This window comes from Anaerobacillus sp. ABR4_321 (assembly GCF_056158505.1).
This window is the reverse complement of record NZ_JBSWTK010000001.1, coordinates 47,972-65,898: the sequence shown is the minus strand read 5'-3', so window position 1 is coordinate 65,898 and position 17,927 is coordinate 47,972. Positions and strand designations below refer to the sequence as shown.

The window sequence follows — 17,927 nt, the reverse complement described above, 5'->3', positions numbered from 1 at the left end:
CTTTTAATAGGTGAATATAAGGCTAACTTTAAGCGCATTATAGCGCTTCTTTTTTGTGTGCATGTTTGGATAATCAAATGAATCATGAGAACACTAACGTACAGATAGTAATGGAGGAAAGAGGGGTGATCTGAGTGTTTCAATGGCTAAGAAAACGACAAAAACCTGATCAGATAAAGAACTTACCCCAACTCATTGCTAACTTGAAAACATCCGGGGACTTTCTCCATTTTAAAAGTGAACAGACCGGTATGCCATATTTTATCTATTACTTTAAGACGTTAGTTAATGAGCAAGAACTTAGCGAAAAAATCTTAGCGCCAATGGTGAAGAATAAGGTTTCATCTCTTAAAGAAGTCAAAGATACTGTTCCAATTCCAGGAATCATTCTAACAGATGATCTTTCGGACATTTGTGAGAAAGTCATGATTGGGTATCTTATCCTTCGTTTCAACGAAAATTCAAACGAATGTGCTTTAATTCCTTCCCCTACCGATATTTCAAGAAAAGTGTCACAACCTGAAGTAGAGTTCACAGTAGTAGGATCAAAGGAATCATTTGTGGAATCGCTTGATAAGAATATTCACTTGATACGGAAAAGACTGCCTGTACATGAGCTGAAAGCCTATGAAATAACAATTGGAAAACTTACACATACAAAAGTAGCTGTCCTTTATTTAGATGGCATTACGAATCAAGAAAATATACAGATAGTCAAAGATCGTCTTAAGGGCATTCATGTTGATCAAGTCGTAGATAATTCCGTCATCATGCAGCTTATTACGGATAATAAGAACTCTCCTTTTCCTCAACTTGTTGATACAGAAAGACCGGACCGAGCAGCATCCGTGCTTTGTGAAGGAAAGATCGTCATCTTATCAGAAGGCTCTCCTCAAGCACTTCTTGGACCAACTACGTTCATTGAGTTTTTCTCAGCGTTCGAAGATTATTTCGTGAATTGGATAATCGCATCTACGGCACGACTGATTCGAATATTTGCAGTGCTGTTCTCGATTCTCGTAACACCGCTCTATGTAGCAACATTGACGTATCACTACGAGCTTATCCCGAGCGACTTACTCAGTACGCTCGTAAGCTCAAGGCAGCAAATACCACTTCCTCCTATTCTAGAGGCAATATTCTTAGAACTATCGATCGAGCTATTAAGAGAGGCGGGGGCAAGGCTACCTACTAAGGTTGGTCAGACGATCGGTATCGTTGGTGGTATTGTAATCGGAACTGCTTCAGTTGAAGCGGGTTTAACGAGCAATGTTTTATTGATTATCGTGGCGTTAGCTGCTCTTGCATCTTTTACAACACCTGTTTATCGCATGGGTAATACGATACGACTCATACGTTTTCCATTCTTACTCTTTGCTCATCTATGGGGATTACTAGGAGTGGTCCTATGCTTCTGTTTCTTACTCATTCATCTACTCCGATTAAAGTCCTTAGGCAAGCCGTTTCTTGAACCGATTTATCCACTTCGTGTAAAAGATTTAAAGGATGCTTTGATCAGGTTACCTAATAAATTTCAAACGAAAAGACCGATTCAACTACAAACTGAATCGACGGTGAGGTTTGAAAAAGATAAGAACGAATTTCATGAATAGCAGGTGAAAGGAGAGATTTTATATGCGAGATGCGGAAGTTAAAGAACAACATAAAATTTCACCTTTCCTTGTGTTTTATTTAGTTCATACGATGCAAGTAGGCGTTGGGGTTATGGGATTTCAGCGCATCGTTACAAAAGAAGCAGGGAACGATGCGTGGATATCAGTTCTGGCGGCAGGATTAAGCCTTCACCTGATCATCTTTCTCATGTACAAAATATTGTTAAAAGAAAATGGTGATATCATTTCAGTGCATAAAAACCTTTTTGGAAAATGGTTGGGAGGTTTTCTGAGCTGGATCCTTATTATTTATTTTATCGCGATGAGCATTACCGTTTTAAGAACATACATAGAAGTGGTGCAAGTTTGGATGTTTCCAGATCTTAATAAATGGATATTTGGATGTGTTTTTTTACTCCTCGTCTACTACTGCCTTTCTGGCGGTTTTAAGGTCGTTACGGGTATTTCATTCTTTGGAGTCGTGTTACCGTTCTATCTTCTTCTAACGATGGCGTTTCCGTTGTATCACGGTCATTTTAGAGACCTTCTACCGGTACTTAATCATTCGATTTCAGAACTCTATGCGGGTGCAAAAGGTGCTTCACTTCCATACTTGGGCTTCTCGACACTTCTTATTTATTTTCCGTTCATCAAAGACCCTGCCAAATCGCATCGCTGGGCTCAAGGCGGACATCTCTTAACGGTTTTTATGTATGTGGTCGTCATGGTCGCTACAATCGCTTTTTTTAGTGAGCGTCAGTTAGAAAAAACAATATGGGCAACGTTAACTACGTGGAAAATTGCTGAGATGCCGTTTGTAGAACGCTTTGAGTACATTGGTATTGCAACTTGGGCACTCGTTATTCTTCCGAATATGTGTATCACAGTCTGGGTTGCAGGGAGAGGAATCAGAAGGCTCATCAAAGTGAAGCAAAGAAAGGCGACAATTCCAATCCTGATTTTAGTATTGATTGTGAATGGCATGCTTACGGAAAGAGGAAACATCGATTTGTTGAATAGCAGTATAAGTGAGGTTGGGTTTTATATGACTTATATCTATATACCTCTTCTTTTTCTTTTACAATTCATCGTATACAAAGTGAGGAAGCTACAATGAAATTACCAGTACTATTATGCATAAGCATTCTTTTACTTAGTGGCTGTGTAGAAAATTCAGTTGTGGACGACATTCAGATGGTAACCGTTATTGGATATGAAAAAGGAGAGGATGGAAAAATTAAAGGAATCGCAGTTGCTCCGCAATTTCAGGCAGATGGAACGATTCAAAACAGTGTTTATATTGAGGAAGCTGAAATTAGTAAGGAAATAAGAAGTCAATACAATTCGGAATCTCCAAAGCCTTTCGTAAGTGGGAAATTACAGCTCGCGATTTATAGCAGAGAGATTGCTGAAGAAGATGGAATCATGGAACTCACAGATACCCTTCAAAGAGATCCTTTTATTGGGTCACGTGCGTTTCTAGCGATTTCAGATACCGACATCGAAAAAATGTTAAGTACGAACTTTGGGAATGCAGATACGGGGCATTTTATCCATAGTATTCTAGACCACAACAGTAATTACGGGATGCTTCCGAAAACCAATTTGCATAATTTTTTCTACTATTACTTTTCAGAAGGAAATGATCCATTTCTTCCACTCATCACGTTAGAGGAAGGAAAAGTGAAGATCGCGGGGCTAGCTTTACTAAAGGAAGATAAAATGGTAGCTGAATTGCCTGCTGACGATCTCTTTACATTCAAAATCCTTTATGAAAATTTCAGCAGCAACGATTCGTTTACAACCGACCTAGGTAATGGTGATCATGCATCAATATACAATATTGCTTCAAAAAGAAACATCGACTTAAAAATGTTAAAGAAGAACGAGATTACGATAAAAGGTAAAGTGTTGGGTGTAATAAAAGAGTACACAGGAGAGGAATTAAGTGCCAAAGTGATAGATAAGATAGAAAAGGATATGGAGGCAGAGGTTGAAGCGAAAGGAAGAGAGATGATTAAGAAATTCCAGGAGGAGGGCATCGATCCGCTGGGTCTTGGAAACGCTGTACGCAGTGTAACGAGAGGAAAGTTTGATTACGATCAGTGGAAGGACCGTTATCAAGAAGTTGATATTAAATTTAATATGCAGGTCGTGATAACAGAGTCAGGAGTAATCGAATAAGGAAAAACGCATCCAAGATCAGTTGGATGCGTTTTGATGTGTTTCGGTTGGATGGCCCACTTGTTTAGTGAGCGTAATCAGTTCGTTAACTACGACTAATAATCGTTCTTTCGCTTGTTCGTCTGCCATGTATCCTTTCTCATCAAAGCAAGTCGGATCGGCGCAAAACTGGTCAGGCAGCACGAGTGCGTATAAGCCGCGCATCACTGCCCTCATGTTGTTAAGAGCATTGATGCCGCCTTTACCACCGCCACCTACGGAAGCGAGGGCTGTAGGCTTATGTTTGAAATGACTCCCACCAAGAAAATCAAGCGCGTTTTTTAGGGCGCCGCTCATGCCGTTATGGTACTCAGGTGAGCAAAGAAAGAAAGAATCAGCTTTCGTCGCATATTCTAAGAGGCGCCGTACCTCTGGATGCTCTAAGTCTGCTTGCTCGCCTTTGAAAAGCGGTAGTTGATGAAAATTCACATCAAAGGAGAGGACGTTGATCCCTTTTTCATCTAGTTCGTCAATAATTGTGTTCGATAAGTTGCGTGTCATTGATTGTTCACGTGGGCTGCCGTTGATTACAAGAATATTCATGCGTATTCCCCTTTCATTATTTTTTCTATACTTTTAGATTATCAGAATAGTGAAAAGTCGTAATCCACAGAATGACCGATACCATTCTCAGACTTTAGTCGTATGCGTCAAACCAGTTTTTTCGGATAGCTAGTAATGCAGCTTGCGTTCGATCGTGTAGTCCTAGTTTGGAGAGGATGCTGCTGACATGCGTTTTGACTGTCTTTTCGGTAATATATAGCGTTGCCGCGATCTCTTTATTGCTTTTCCCTGTTGTGATTTCTCGTAATACGTCTTTCTCCCTCGGTGTAAGCATTTCGAGTGATGGCTCACCTTCTGCTTCTGAAGTCTCATTCATGTGTGAAAGTATTTGATTCGTTGCTTGAGGATGGAGGTGACGGTATCCTTTATAAGCAGAACGGATTGTAAAGATCAGTTCGTCAGGGTCGATATCCTTTAGTTGATATCCTTCTGCACCTGCTCGAATAGCCGGTAAAACGTGTTCTTGATCAGAGAAACTCGTGAGAATGATGATTTTGGTTTTCGGTAATTGTTTTTTTATGCTTTTAGTGGCTTGAATGCCATCCATCTCAGGCATGATAAGGTCCATCAAAATAACATCTGGATGAAGTTCTTCAGCTAAGTCTACTGCTTCCTTTCCTGTTGCCGCTTCGCCTACGATTTCGATGTCTGTCTGCGTTTGTAAGAAGAGTCTCAATCCTTTTCGTACCATTAAATGATCATCTGCAAGGAGAAGTTTTATTTTCATATCGATCCCTTTCTACTTCATTAGCGGCAGAACGGCTTTAACCGTAGTGCCTTGAGTTGGAATACTATTGATTTCTAAGGAACCGCCTAGCAGCTCCGTTCGTTCTTTCATTCCCTGAATCCCTAACGTGAGTGACGTATGTGTGGTTGGGTCAAATCCTTTTCCTGAATCTTGAATCGTAAGCGCTACTTGCTTTTCTTGTATCTCCAAACTAATTCGAACATCTTTCACGTTTGCGTGATTGTGTACATTGTTTAATGCTTCTTGACCGACCCTCCACAAAGCCTCTTCAATAAACCTCGGTAACTCTTTAATGCCTTCTGTCTGAGAGTGAGGCTCTAAGTTAAGACCTGTCGCATAGGAATTTAATGAAGTCATAAGACCGGCCTCCATTCCAGCAGGTCTAAGCTGCCAGATCAGGGTTCTCATTTCACGCATCGCGTCCTGAGCCATCTGCTGAATATCTGATAGCGCATCTGTTAGAACAGGGTTTTCTTCTTCTTGTGAGCTGCGCGCCCCTCTAGCCGTCATCGACAAGGAGAAGAGCTTCTGACTAACAGAATCATGAAGATCCCTCGCTAACCTGTTCCGTTCTTCAGCGAGAAGCAGCTCTTGTTTCTTGTAATTTAGTTTTACATGTTCAACCGCTAGAGCCATATGATCTGCGATTGCTTTCGTAACATCCTTTTCACTACTTTCAAAAGCGTTGTCTTTTTCATTTGCTACTAAAAGAACGCCGATATGCTCATCTTTTACTGAAACTGGTAGTGAGAGCGTTGAAGCTGCCTCTGGATATAGTGAAAACTCACTAGTTGTCTCCACAGTTTGCTGTTCATCAAAAGCTTGATCGATCATAGGAAGTTCTTCTTTAGCGTAACATTCTTTCGAAAGTGATTTTTCCCCATCTATATGATGTTTAGATAACAGAAAATCGTTTCCCTCTTTTACAAAAAAGCCAACAAATGGCCATCCATAGCATTTGCCTGTACGATTTATTACGATGTCGATGATATGATCGATTCGTTCTTGTTTCCAAAGTTCTCTCGTAATCGTTTCGAGTTTAGAGAAATTCTCGCCACGCTTTTGTTCACTTTCAAACAGTAGCGTTCGTTTAATAGCGGTACCAATTTGAAATGCAACAGATTCTAATAACGTTAATTCTTCATCTGAAAACTGTTCTTTTCCAGGAGACCCGACGTTAAGTAACCCGAACGTTTCACCTGCTGCAGCAAGAGGTACGGTAGCATGATGCGTCAGTCCCTCAGTATTACCGAGTTTTAACTTAGTGGCATCTTCAAGACGCTTGCACTCAATGATGTTTACAGCCTCTTTAAGCCTTCCGTCCCAATAACGGTTCAAACACCAGCATGATCCAGAACACATCAACTGCTTGTTGTTCTGGGACAAGGCTTGAGGTAAGTGTGAGTCGGCTGCGCATGTGAAGCTCGATCGATCGTGAGTGAGAAACATCCAACCAGATGTTAGTCCGGTTACACTCAGCAATTCTTCTAACACAGACTGAAGCATCTTCTCTAAATCAGTCGAACGGTTTAACGTTTCAGCAATCGCTTTAAGCGTTAACAGTTCTTGTTCGTGTTGCTTATCTTCCACAGTCTCTCCCTCCAAAAATCGTACAATTGGTAGAGTTCATTATACTATAAGTACCTCAGTTTCTAAATTCGCTATGAGAAGATTGGAAAGAGTTTGATTACTTCTACGTTATGATCATGTAACAAATATATCGTTAAGAATACGCTTTCAACCACAGCGTTATTTTCTAGAGGAACCGGGTATATCATTACTACTTCAATCCATAAGGAGAGTGAATTGTATGTATTCAAGAATTCTGGTTGCCTATGATCGTTCTGAAGATAGTGAGAAAGCATTGCATCAAGCAGTAAAGCTTGCAGAGCTCAACCATGCCTCCCTCACGCTTGTGCATGTGATGAAGGACTCGAATAAGTTTTCGACTCAGGCTGCAACGAGAATTCCTTATGGAACTGGTAGCATTGGAAATGAGGGCCATGCTGGCGTTCCTTCTCCGGTGAACGAAAATACTGAAGGCATGAACATCGAACGAAGTCAGGGAGAAGCCATGCTAAGAGAAGTGAAAGAAACGTTAAGGCATATGGGTATAAACGTCCACACAGAAGTAAGAGCAGGTGATCCTGCTAAGGAGATAGTAGATCTAGCGGTTATGACGGAAGCTGAGTTGATCGTGATTGGTAGCAGAGGTTTGAGTGGCGTGAAAAAATGGATGTTAGGAAGCGTTAGTCAGAAAGTAACGCAGCAATCACCATGTCAGGTATTAATCGTGAAATAGTTCATGATGAGAGAGCCTCTAGTCAGGCTCTCTTTTTCATTACCAGCAAAGCTTGATCGAGAGTTCGCTGCAATCACTTTCGTCCCCGGTATGAAGATCAATTCGAATCGCATCTGGTGTATAGGTGGTTTTCAAAGCAGACTGAACACCAGTACTTCTAATAAGGGAGTGAACATAGGTGTGGTCGTTACTTTGAGCTGCATCTTTTAGCTCGTGCGCAAAATGATGGTCGTCATGCACTTTGTTCAATAGCTTTCTACCTTCTTCCATAAGGTGAAGACACGTACCTGCAGAAGCTTGAAAGCGAGTTACTTGAACAGGTGGCATCGGCCGAAGATATTCTGAAGGTACATATCTGTTTGGTGGTATATACGGTGGTCTGTGATGGAAGTACATTTCACCCCTCCTTTTTTTCTTCTACATAGTTATACGGTATGGATATTAATTGGAATGTGTCACTGCTGGTAAGTTGAGAAAAAAGATTAAGACAGGTTACAATATTGGAGAAGACGTGTTAGAAGGAGTAGGGATACTTGAAGAAATATGTGATTTTCACAATTAGTTTATTTTGTTTTTATTTTATATGTAATTTGGTCATCGGCTTTATTGTGAACAAAGCGTTCCAACCAGAATGGCTGCCGATCTGGAGCAAGGGTCAGCAGATAACAGGAAGCATAACGTTCGGTCTGTTGTATAATCCAATAGATCTTATCAGTTTAATCGTAGCACTCGTGATCAGCATCGGAATTTCATCTAAATACAAACCATCTTAACCGTGTCGTGAACACGGTTTTTTTGTAGCCCTTTGCTGCCAATAGAAAGAATAGTATGATAAATCTGGAATAACTGTAAAAAGGAGTGAAGATCATTCTTAAGAAGAATGCACCCAAACTTTTGATTGTCTTAGCAATTTTTACTGGCTTTCTCCTCTATATGAATTGGAACCATGGTGAAGAGCCTACTTTTGCGATTAGTGATGATTTCGAGCAAGTTGACTCTGAACAAATGTTGATGGCTGAATTGACGAGGCAATTAACTGGATCTGAGCTAGCTGCAAACTATCAACTATTTGAAGATGTAGATTATGAGAAACTATTAATTGAGGTTCAGCGCACCTTGAAGGTTGAAAAAGCATGGTTACACCAAGGTGAGCTACAGCTTATTTATAGTATCGATTTACGCAGAGAGGATCAAAAGCAATTGGACGTGCCATATTTGATGTTTGAAGAGGTTGGTCTAATGGCAGATGGGAAACGTTATAATTTTGAACTCACAACACTCGAGACGAATTGGCTGTCCAAAGGGTATGTACATAACTATCGATTGTATAGAGGCATAAACATACGAATGACAGGTTCTGAAGAGAACTTTGAAAAGCTTCAAAACATAACTGGACATGAAGAAATTGATCAAATTGTTATCGGTCAGCCAAACATGATTCACGGTTCATTTGAAGATAAGAAGGCAATGGAGTCAATGAAGATCGGTCTCTCACTGCCTACAAATGCAAATGATGAGCTTGAAAGGATGGAGCTTAATCAGAGAACAAATTTGAACGATGGAAGAACGATCGAATGGGAAGCGCTCACTTTATTTATTCATAATACAAAGCTCTTATTCAACATGGATACTGAGCGGCCATTACAAGGTATGACGTTACGAGTTAAGAAACCGAATGGAGGAGTTTTTGAAGACCAAGTGAGTGTCGGGAGTTTAGGAAAAGGGCAGTATGAAGTGAACATGAGAGGGTTTACAGAATTCCCGAATGAACTAGACATTGAAGTGACTGCGCTTGAATTCATGGATGAAGGCACGCCCATGACGTTTACAATTCCGAAAGAAATAATCACTCAAGGGTTGAGAATGGATAAAGGAGAATCGCAATCTATCGAGAAAAAGATTGGATCTAAGAATGGCGTGAACATCTTTTTCGAAGGATTGTCTACTAATGATACATACGGTGGTCCACATGAAGATTTGATGGGGATATTGGTTGGGTTAGAAGGTGTTGAGGACAAACAATTCAATACTTGGTTTAATTACGTGACGGAAGGTATGCAAAATTTAAAATATAACATCTCAGGTGATTCTGAGTCTGAGGTCTATCAATATAGGCAAGGCCCGCTTATTGAAATATCCGACCAAGATGGAAACATCTTAGAGCCTATCGGTAGCTCACTAAATCCGACCCCTGAAAAAGAAGTTCAAAATATATTGATCGAAAGAACGTATTTTGAAAATGCTAGCGAAATAAACTTGAAGATCAGTCACTTTCCCTATGTTGAACAGCTTGAAGAGAACAATACAACGTTTAAGTTAACAAGTAAAGGAGGTTGATCATGAAAATAGATAGAGAGTTGGAAGACTATCCGTTTGATCTTCTCCTCGATGCAGATCCATCAATCGAGAAGGTGAAAGAATATCTCACGCATGGGGTTTGTTACACCGCGAGAATTAGTGAGAAGATCATCGGAACTTATGTTTTGTTACATAAAGGATCTTCCGTAGAAATCATGAATATAGCAGTAGAAGAATCATATCGAGGAAAAGGGATAGGTAAGAGATTGTTAAAGGATGCGTTAGCTAAAGCAAAACAAATGGGAGTGGAGACTGTTGAAATTGGGACAGGAAACTCTAGTATAGGTCAGCTAGCTCTATACCAAAAGTGTGGATTTAGGATCATAGACATTCAACATGGCTATTTTGAACGCTATGAAGAAGAAATAATTGAGAACGGAATCGTATGCAGAGATATGATAAGGTTATCGATTTCTGTTCGGTAAGGGATATTGTTCCATTTTCTTTATCAGAAGATGGAACTTTTTTGCATAATCAATCGTTCAATTAGTGGAGAGACGATGAAAAAGGGGGAAGAAAAAGTGAGGAACATACATAAACAATTAGCAATTATTCTATTTTTCATAGTTGCGATCTCGGTACCTCATTATGCCGATGCAGCAGGTGGGATAGAGGTAGAAACAAACATAGGCATCGACGGAAAAGCACAGATTGGAAAAGGCTTTCCTGTCGAGCTCACCCTTAAGAACAAAGGGGAGAGTGTAAAGGGCGATTTGGTCATTGCTTCAAGCAAAGGCTATTCCTCTGGTCACAACCAGGTTGTTCCAGTAGAACTAGGGGAAGGTGAGGAAAAAACCTTCCAGCTCACTGTTTCAGGGTTTGGGGAGCACGTCCAGCATTCGACAAGCCCTACAAAGAAAACGCAGCATATTTATTTTTATGAGGGAGGCTTTGAGGACGGAAAGCAAGTGGAGCTTTCAGGAGATCTCGATTTAACGCCTTCTTTTTTACCGTTCGATCGCCTTGTAGTCGGTGTGCTTAGTGATGATCAAGATGCGTTCAATGCGATTAAGGTGACGACGATAAATGGAAGTTCTCCAGAAGTCATTCAAATGGACTCCGTTTATAATTCAGCAGAAGCACTCGAGGTATTTGACCTCATTGTTATTAATGAGTATAACGCAGCGGTATTTTCAGATGATCAACAGGAGAAGATAGCAGAATGGGTTGAACGAGGGGGTAGCCTCGTCATCGGGAGTTCCTCTGGGGTGACGGAGCGTATTGGGTCGTTGAGTGACCTGTTACCGCTTACTCCAACAGGATCAGAGCAGTTAAACGAATTCAAGGTTCTTAATTCCGAGGAGTCACTGTCTCTATCAAACTTTGAAGTGATGACTGGTGAATTGAAAGATTCAGCAAAGGTAGAATTTAAGGAAGGTAACACACCACTCGTTGTTAGTGATTCTATCGGTATGGGACAGGTCATTCAGCTTACATACAACCCATCCTCAAAAGCCCTCGTGGACTGGGAAGGAAATAGCAAATGGTGGGATAAACTGATCCAGAACACTGTAGATATTAGCAGGGGAGGGTACAACTCAACGGATGACATGCTTCAGCAGCTTACATATGACTCAGAGATGTTCCCAGGGTCTGTCGTCCCGATTTCAATGTTGGTTATGGTGTTTGCGATCTATCTTATTGTAGTTGTACCTGTTCTCTACGTTATTTTGAAGAAAAAAGATCGACGTGAGTGGGGTTGGTGGATTATTCCATCGCTCGCTTTGATTACTAGCATTGGTATCTATCTCGTAGGAGCAAAAGATCGATTGCAAGGAACACAAGTGAATGAAATGATGGTTTTCGAGCTAAATGAATCCGGAATGGCTTCAGGTTATGGAAGTGCGTCACTTTTAACAAATGGGAGCGGGGATTATAGTCTTTCATTTGAGGGGGAAACCTTATCTCTTTCACCAAAAACAGATCACGTCTATGAAGATATTGATTACAGCACGTTTCCTATGAAAGAAAATACGGCAGATGGAGAGAAGATCACATTCCAGGATGTAGAGTACTGGTCGACACGTTCAGCAACAGTTACTGTACCATCAGTCCAACTAGGTGAACTCGAAGCTGATCTAGCAGTGGTAGACGGTCAGTTGACTGGTGAGATCACTAGTAACTTAACGTACGATTTAAACCATGTCTACCTCATCAGTGGCACAAAAACGTATGAGCTCGGAAACGTTAAAGCAAGCTCTAGAACGGCGATTACGGTCGATGATGTCGATAATACCTTAATGACTGCTCCATCTTCCTATGCTGCACAAAATGTGTTTCCAAATGCGCACAATGCTTATGGAGGACAAGGGAGCAATAAAAACTGGAAAGAGTTTTCGATTCTAGAATTCTATTTATCGAATGGCTTGCTCAATTCTAGAAATACATCCCCAGTGATAGTCGGATATATAGATGACTCGATCCTTAATGGGAAGATCAATGATAAATCACCGAAGAGAAATAGTTTAAACATGATCGTAAAGCCGGTCGAAGTTGAAACTTCAGACGCTGGAGAGTTTTCCATCGATCTAGGTGACACTGTTCCTGAGATCGAGACGCTTGAAGGAGACGCTGAATTTTACATTGAACCATTAGCGAACGGTGAGAATTGGATCGATATAGGGCAGGGGAAATTTGAATTTCGTTATCAGCTTCCTGAATCGATCAACAATAAAGATGTAACGTTTGAAGAGTTGACGGTAAAATTTGACCAACTCAACGGGAATTCTGAAATACGTTTGATGAATAAAGAAGACGGCAAGGTTCTAGAGCAACAAAGCGAGAAGATAACAGACAATGTGAAGGATTACGTTATAGATAATGCAATCGTTCTTCAAGTAGAGAGACCGAGCGGTATGAAGGGTCAATTCTTTGTTCCTCGTATAATGGTGAAGGGGGAGTTTACTAGTGATTGAGATCGTTAATCTTACGAAGCGCTATGGAACGTTCACAGCGCTAGACCAAATGAATTTAACTATAGAAAAAGGAACCGTATTCGGAGTGGTTGGTCCGAACGGTGCAGGGAAGTCTACCACATTTTCAATCCTAGCTACACTTCTTGCGCCGACGAGTGGGACAGCATATATCGATGGGATCGACGTGACGCAAAACCCGTCGAAGATTAGAGAATACATCGGGTATATGCCTGACTTCTTCGGTGTATATGATTCTTTAAAAGCAGGTGAGTATCTCGACTTTTATGGTGCGAGTTACGGTATCGCTCCGAAAGAGCGGGAAGTTTTGATCCCTCAGCTACTGGAACTGGTGAACTTATCTTCGAAGAAAGACACGTACGTTGATTCGCTTTCTAGAGGGATGAAGCAGCGTCTTTGTCTTGCTCGTTGCCTTATCCATGATCCTGAAATATTAATTCTAGACGAGCCTGCTTCAGGTCTTGACCCACGTGCACGAGTAGAAATGCGCGATATTTTAAAAGAACTAAAAGCCATGGGGAAAACGATTTTGATTTCTTCACATATCCTCCCAGAGCTTTCTGAAATGTGTGATGCGCTTGGCGTCATCGAAAATGGACAGCTCGTCGCAACAGGTTCAGTCGCTGCGATTCAACAGCAGTTAAAAGCAAACAAAGTGTTAATTGTAACTGTTCAGAATGAGTTTGAACGTGCTGTACAGTTCTTCGAAGATCAGCCGCTTGCAGTTGATGTTCGGAAAACAGCTGATACTGAACTTCAGTTTGGGTTTAATGGAACGGATGAAGATCAAATCCGATTACTGAAAGAGGCATTACAACAAAGCCTACCGATCCTTAGCTTTACTGAGGAAAAAACGGATCTTGAGGATATCTTTATGGAAATTACGAAAGGAGTGGAATAAGGTGAAGGCGTTACTTTTAAATCCAGTCCTGAATAAAGAATTTAAATTGAGGCTCAGGTCTTTTAAGAGCTATCTAGGGATACTCATTTATTTAATCGTTCTAGGCAGCATTGGAATCGGGTTCATCTTTTTAACGACGATGAACGCGAGGATGGGGTATTTCCGTCCGGAAGAAAGTCGCGTTATGTTCATGGTGCTGTCGATGGTGCAGCTAGGATTAATTTTGTTTATGACGCCTGGACTCACAGCCGGTGTGATCAGTGGGGAACGTGAGCGACAAACGCTAAATATGCTTCTTACGACAAAACAATCTTCAGGAAGCATCATTGTAGGAAAGCTGTTGTCTTCTTTATCTTTTCTACTTTTGATCATCGTGGCATCTCTCCCGCTCTACAGCATCACGTTTCTATTTGGAGGGGTAGCCCCTGGGACCATTCTTGCTACCTTTGGACTTTACATGATTACAATTCTGACGATCGGTAGTTTGGGCGTGATGTTTTCTACTTTGATTCGAAAAACGATCGTTTCGATGATCACGACATACGGCGTGGCATTATTTTTAACGGCATTTACGGCTTTTGTTGCGGTTCTATCGATTCAGTTCATTTCGATGGGTGGTCCGACCCAAACACAAAATCCTATTCCATACCTTATGTTGATGGGGAACCCTGCAGCTGTGCTGATGACCGTCTTTGAACCTAGTATGCAAAAAGAATTGATGAAACAAAGTGGCATTTCGATTCCTCTTTGGATCAGTTACTTATTCACCTGTGTCTTCTTGATCACCTTGTCATTATGGATCAGCATTTCGAAGCTGCGGCCGAATATGAGGGTAAGCAAGAGGAGAAAAGCATGACAGAAAAAGAGTCGTTTCTCTCCTATCTAACCGTCCTTAAGCGAAAGCTACAGGTTCAGTATGTAACGATGAGAGCGATCAACGGATTATTAGTAGCTTTTGGAATAGCCATTCTTATCCTTGTAGCTGGTCGGATCATCGCAATTCCGTATCTACTTTATATTTCAGCAATAAGTGCTGGACTCGTTTTCTTAGCTACATTGATTATAGCGTTGGTGAAGAAGCCTCGTTTAACGGATGCTGCAAAGTTTTTTGACCGGTTCGTTGGTGAAGATCGCGTTGAGACCGCTTTGACGTTCTTGCAAGATGATTCGAATGAGATGATCCGTATTCAGCGTAACGACACTGTTCAGAGAATGCGTCGTACGATGACAGAAGTTCATAATATGAAACTTTTAACAAGCAAAAAGCGAATCAGCTCTTTGGTAGGTACAGGTCTTTTGATTGCTGCCTTGGTTCTTTTTCCTAACAACACGATGGAGCAAGGGTTCCTCATCGAGAAAGAAAATGAATTGGTAGAGAAAACAAAAAAAGAGTTGGAGGATCTAGCAAAGGAAAAAGATTCTCCACTACAGGAAGAGCAAAAGGAGTTATCAAAACAACTTGAAGAAGCGAATTCAGCTGAGGAACTGTTGCAAACTCTGTTAACAAAAGAAAAAGAGTTAAACGAATTGAAAAAAGAAGCTGAAAGAGCGAAAAAGCAGCTCATGACCCTTTCCGAAAAGAGTGAGGGGCTAAAAGGCATGTCAGAGGCTCTAAAAAACCTTGATCAAGATCAATTAAAGGAAGCGATGGATGCGTTAAAACAAGAAGAGCTTTCACAGGAGCAAAAAAACACGCTGAAGACGTTAGAAGAACAGATGAACGGTTCATCCAATTCCGGCGAGTTGTCTGATGAAGAGATACGTGAGTTATTAGAAAGCCTTGAAAAATCATTGAGTGAAGCTGTTGCGAGTGCCAACCAGTTGGGGGATATTCAGGCATTACAAAACAGCTTGCAAAGCGGGGCGAAGTCTCTAAATTCATCGATGCAAGCTTCGGGTATGGGAGGCGTACAATCGCTTTCTTTTGCCAACTCTAGCTTACAATCTAGTAGCCAAGGAATTTCTAGCGGCAAAAGCACGGGGTCTGCCAGTGGGAATTCTGAATCGGCCGATGGAGCAGGCACGTCGGGCAGTGGAGGCAAAGGAAGAGGAACTGGAAATGGAACTGGAAACGGAAATGGAACTGGAAGCGGTGGAAGCGGTTCGAGCTCTGGAACAGGCGGTTCATCAGGTGGAACAGGTCAAGGTGATCGAGAGTTATTGACCGTTCCTGATCGAATTGGTGGAGAAGGAACGATCGAACAAGATAGCGGTGAACTTGGAGAAGGTAGCAGTGAGATGGAAGAAGCCAAAGAAGCGCCGGTCCTTCCTGGTTCAGTCAGGTCTTACCAAGAAGTGTACGGTGATTATGAAGAAGGATACCGGCAAAGCGTAGATCGGATGCAGCTCCCAACACATTTAGAATCTCTCGTGAAACAATATTACAGTGAGATGAACCCGGAAGGAGAATAACAGTGGTCGAATTGAAAGAACAGGAAAATAAATTATCATACACTAGAGAGAAAGTAGAAGAGATTCGAACAGAGCTTGGCAAGTTTATTGTAGGGCAAGAAAAGACGATCGAGCAGGTTCTTTGGACGATCTTTTCTGGAGGGCATGCGTTGCTTGAAGGCTTGCCAGGATTAGGAAAGACGATGCTCGTAAGAACGCTTTCAGATATTATGGATTTGGATTTTTCTAGGATTCAGTATACGCCTGACTTAATGCCCGGGGATATTACGGGTACGATGATGATTCAACCTGATGAAAAGGGAGGACAATCTTTCTCGTTTCATAAAGGGCCCATCTTCTCAAATATCGTGTTAGCTGATGAAATTAACCGTGCCACACCGAAGACTCAGAGCTCATTACTAGAAGCGATGCAGGAAAAAACAGTAACCGTAATGGGAGAAATGAAAAAACTTCCGCGTCCATTTTTTGTCTTAGCTACACAAAACCCAATCGAACTTGAAGGAACGTACCCACTACCAGAAGCACAGATGGATCGGTTCTTAGTTAAGATCGACGTAGAGTATCCTTCGCGAAATGAATTGAAAGAGATTGCGGTGCGAACAACGGGTGGGAATGATGTAAAACTCGAAAAGGTTGTAGACGGTCAGTTTATAGTAGATGTTCAAAACCTAACGAACGACGTTCTCGTGGCTGATAGCATCATGGATTTTGCAGTCTCACTCGTTTTGAATACACATCCAGATCAAGAAGGAGCACCTGAGGCTGTTCAACAATATGTACGATACGGTTCAGGACCACGTGGCCTTCAAGGAATCATCAAGGTTGCAAAAACAAGGGCGCTTTTAGCGGGGAGGGCTAATGTGTCGATCGGTGATATAAAACAAGTCGCTATACCGGTCCTTAGGCATCGAGTCTTCCTGAATTTTGAGGGTGAAGCATCAGGCGTTGTGACGGATGATCTTCTTATGGAAGTAATTAAGGGATTAGAAGAAAGATGACGCTATTATCTCCACAGTTCCTTCAACGATTACCTAAACATAGAATTCAAACTGCAATTGTCGCAAAAGGTACTCATCGAGGGGAAAGAAAATCTACGAAGCTAGGAACGTCTCTCGAATTTTCCGATTATCGCCTTTATTCACCAGGGGACGACCTGCGACAAATCGATTGGAATGCTTATGCCCGAACAAAGCGTCACTATATTAAGAGGTTTATGGATGAACAAGAGCTGTTGATTTCCATTTATTTAGATTCTACCTCTTCCGTTATGTTGGACAAAGGAAAAAGGGAGTATGCTCAAGCTCTCGCGGTAGCATTCGGATATATGGGTTTATGCGGAGATGACCGAGTATGTCTTCATCCGGTCGGTGACAAGATACCCCCTTTTCCATTTCGTAAGGGACGAGCGTATAGCACGAAACTTCTAAACTATGTTACGTCTCTTAATCACATGGAGGAAAGAGCAACGCAGTCTTTTATGAAAGACGTTGTTCGTAAACTTCCGAAAAAGACTGGGATTTCCATCGTGATCAGCGATCTCATGGAGCCATTAGATGAGATTCAATTTACTCTGAAGCGACTTCAAGCACAAAAACAACAGGTGCGATTGGTGCAAGTGCTGTCAGAGGAAGAAGTAAACCCTAGTTATAAAGGGGACTTGAAACTGATCGATAGTGAAAGTTCTACAGAAACAAACGTCTCGATGAGTAAGAATGTCCTTCGCTCCTATCAAAAAAGATTCGAGTCTCATCAGCATGATCTCGCTCAGTTTTGTTCAGAGCGTGGGATCAGTTTTGTGACATGTTCAACTTCTGAGACGATCGACAACGTAGTGTTTCGTGATTTCCGTAGGAAAGGCTGGATTTTGTGAGGT

General features: G+C 41.5%; 17 protein-coding genes. 13 read left to right on the top strand and 4 right to left on the bottom strand.

The features are described from left to right. The first annotated feature begins 134 nt into the window (after window positions 1–134). Genes ACXADT_RS00290 through ACXADT_RS00280 form a run of 3 tightly spaced genes read left to right on the top strand, consistent with a single transcriptional unit; the run spans window position 135 to window position 3,797 of the window. On the top strand, window positions 135–1,613 hold the full coding sequence (locus tag ACXADT_RS00290) for a spore germination protein (protein ID WP_474832867.1): 1,479 nt from the start codon (window positions 135–137) through the stop codon (window positions 1,611–1,613). Between the two features lie 22 nt (window positions 1,614–1,635). After that, window positions 1,636–2,730 carry a GerAB/ArcD/ProY family transporter gene (locus ACXADT_RS00285; RefSeq protein ID WP_270182550.1) on the top strand — a complete coding sequence of 365 codons (1,095 nt, stop codon included), beginning with the start codon at window positions 1,636–1,638 and terminating at the stop codon, window positions 2,728–2,730. Beyond that, the gene (locus tag ACXADT_RS00280) at window positions 2,727–3,797 is read left to right on the top strand and encodes a Ger(x)C family spore germination protein (protein WP_474832866.1); all 1,071 of its coding nucleotides are present in this window, start codon (window positions 2,727–2,729) and stop codon (window positions 3,795–3,797) included. Before ACXADT_RS00285 ends, ACXADT_RS00280 begins: the two co-directional genes overlap by 4 nt. 18 nt (window positions 3,798–3,815) lie before the next feature. Here ACXADT_RS00280 and ACXADT_RS00275 read toward each other — a convergent pair whose 3' ends face one another. The 3 genes from ACXADT_RS00275 to ACXADT_RS00265 form a co-directional block, all read right to left on the bottom strand. Further along, window positions 3,816–4,379 (bottom strand): NADPH-dependent FMN reductase, encoded by a 564-nt coding sequence (locus tag ACXADT_RS00275; RefSeq protein ID WP_474832864.1) that lies wholly within the window; start codon window positions 4,377–4,379, stop codon window positions 3,816–3,818. Window positions 4,380–4,473: 94 nt separating this feature from the next. Then, entirely contained in the window at window positions 4,474–5,127 is a 654-nt protein-coding gene (locus ACXADT_RS00270; RefSeq protein ID WP_474832863.1) for a response regulator, read from the bottom strand. A gap of 12 nt (window positions 5,128–5,139) precedes the next feature. Further along, complete coding sequence (locus tag ACXADT_RS00265) at window positions 5,140–6,738, bottom strand: GAF domain-containing sensor histidine kinase (RefSeq protein ID WP_474832861.1); 1,599 nt, start codon at window positions 6,736–6,738, stop codon at window positions 5,140–5,142. Between the two features lie 220 nt (window positions 6,739–6,958). Here ACXADT_RS00265 and ACXADT_RS00260 point away from each other — a divergent pair, with 220 nt between their 5' ends. After that, complete coding sequence (locus tag ACXADT_RS00260; RefSeq protein ID WP_474832859.1) at window positions 6,959–7,450, top strand: universal stress protein; 492 nt, start codon at window positions 6,959–6,961, stop codon at window positions 7,448–7,450. Window positions 7,451–7,489: 39 nt separating this feature from the next. Here the strand turns inward: ACXADT_RS00260 and ACXADT_RS00255 are convergent, their stop codons facing one another. Further along, complete coding sequence (locus ACXADT_RS00255; RefSeq protein ID WP_474814089.1) at window positions 7,490–7,846, bottom strand: YuzC family spore coat inner layer protein; 357 nt, start codon at window positions 7,844–7,846, stop codon at window positions 7,490–7,492. A 137-nt stretch (window positions 7,847–7,983) separates the two neighbouring features. Between ACXADT_RS00255 and ACXADT_RS00250 the strand changes: the two genes are divergently transcribed. The 9 genes from ACXADT_RS00250 (at window position 7,984) to ACXADT_RS00210 (ending at window position 17,924) form a co-directional block, all read left to right on the top strand. Further along, complete coding sequence (locus ACXADT_RS00250; protein WP_270182557.1) at window positions 7,984–8,223, top strand: hypothetical protein; 240 nt, start codon at window positions 7,984–7,986, stop codon at window positions 8,221–8,223. A 121-nt stretch (window positions 8,224–8,344) separates the two neighbouring features. Then, window positions 8,345–9,787, top strand: coding sequence for a hypothetical protein (locus tag ACXADT_RS00245; protein WP_474832858.1), 1,443 nt, complete (start codon window positions 8,345–8,347; stop codon window positions 9,785–9,787). Window positions 9,788–9,789: 2 nt separating this feature from the next. After that, complete coding sequence (locus ACXADT_RS00240) at window positions 9,790–10,233, top strand: GNAT family N-acetyltransferase (RefSeq protein ID WP_270182559.1); 444 nt, start codon at window positions 9,790–9,792, stop codon at window positions 10,231–10,233. A gap of 96 nt (window positions 10,234–10,329) precedes the next feature. Beyond that, window positions 10,330–12,723 carry a DUF7408 domain-containing protein gene (locus ACXADT_RS00235; protein WP_474832856.1) on the top strand — a complete coding sequence of 798 codons (2,394 nt, stop codon included), beginning with the start codon at window positions 10,330–10,332 and terminating at the stop codon, window positions 12,721–12,723. Then, on the top strand, window positions 12,716–13,642 hold the full coding sequence (locus tag ACXADT_RS00230) for an ABC transporter ATP-binding protein (RefSeq protein WP_474832855.1): 927 nt from the start codon (window positions 12,716–12,718) through the stop codon (window positions 13,640–13,642). The genes ACXADT_RS00235 and ACXADT_RS00230 overlap by 8 nt, the downstream gene beginning before the upstream one ends. A 1-nt stretch (window position 13,643) precedes the next feature. Next, complete coding sequence (locus ACXADT_RS00225; protein WP_474832854.1) at window positions 13,644–14,498, top strand: ABC transporter permease; 855 nt, start codon at window positions 13,644–13,646, stop codon at window positions 14,496–14,498. After that, window positions 14,495–16,054, top strand: coding sequence for a hypothetical protein (locus tag ACXADT_RS00220; protein WP_474832852.1), 1,560 nt, complete (start codon window positions 14,495–14,497; stop codon window positions 16,052–16,054). Before ACXADT_RS00225 ends, ACXADT_RS00220 begins: the two co-directional genes overlap by 4 nt. 2 nt (window positions 16,055–16,056) lie before the next feature. Next, window positions 16,057–17,052 (top strand): AAA family ATPase, encoded by a 996-nt coding sequence (locus tag ACXADT_RS00215; RefSeq protein WP_474832850.1) that lies wholly within the window; start codon window positions 16,057–16,059, stop codon window positions 17,050–17,052. Beyond that, entirely contained in the window at window positions 17,049–17,924 is an 876-nt protein-coding gene (locus ACXADT_RS00210; protein ID WP_474832848.1) for a DUF58 domain-containing protein, read from the top strand. The genes ACXADT_RS00215 and ACXADT_RS00210 overlap by 4 nt, the downstream gene beginning before the upstream one ends. The last annotated feature ends 3 nt before the right edge of the window (window positions 17,925–17,927 follow it).

Excerpts from the sequence above, each read along its gene's own strand:
- ACXADT_RS00285 (WP_270182550.1), top strand. The coding sequence starts at position 1,636 with ATGCGAGATGCGGAAGTTAAAGAACAACATAAAATTTCACCTTTCCTT.
- ACXADT_RS00280 (WP_474832866.1), top strand. The coding sequence starts at position 2,727 with ATGAAATTACCAGTACTATTATGCATAAGCATTCTTTTACTTAGTGGC.
- ACXADT_RS00275 (WP_474832864.1), bottom strand. The coding sequence starts at position 4,379 with ATGAATATTCTTGTAATCAACGGCAGCCCACGTGAACAATCAATGACA.
- ACXADT_RS00270 (WP_474832863.1), bottom strand. The coding sequence starts at position 5,127 with ATGAAAATAAAACTTCTCCTTGCAGATGATCATTTAATGGTACGAAAA.
- ACXADT_RS00260 (WP_474832859.1), top strand. The coding sequence starts at position 6,959 with ATGTATTCAAGAATTCTGGTTGCCTATGATCGTTCTGAAGATAGTGAG.
- ACXADT_RS00255 (WP_474814089.1), bottom strand. The coding sequence starts at position 7,846 with ATGTACTTCCATCACAGACCACCGTATATACCACCAAACAGATATGTA.
- ACXADT_RS00240 (WP_270182559.1), top strand. The coding sequence starts at position 9,790 with ATGAAAATAGATAGAGAGTTGGAAGACTATCCGTTTGATCTTCTCCTC.
- ACXADT_RS00220 (WP_474832852.1), top strand. The coding sequence starts at position 14,495 with ATGACAGAAAAAGAGTCGTTTCTCTCCTATCTAACCGTCCTTAAGCGA.
- ACXADT_RS00210 (WP_474832848.1), top strand. The coding sequence starts at position 17,049 with ATGACGCTATTATCTCCACAGTTCCTTCAACGATTACCTAAACATAGA.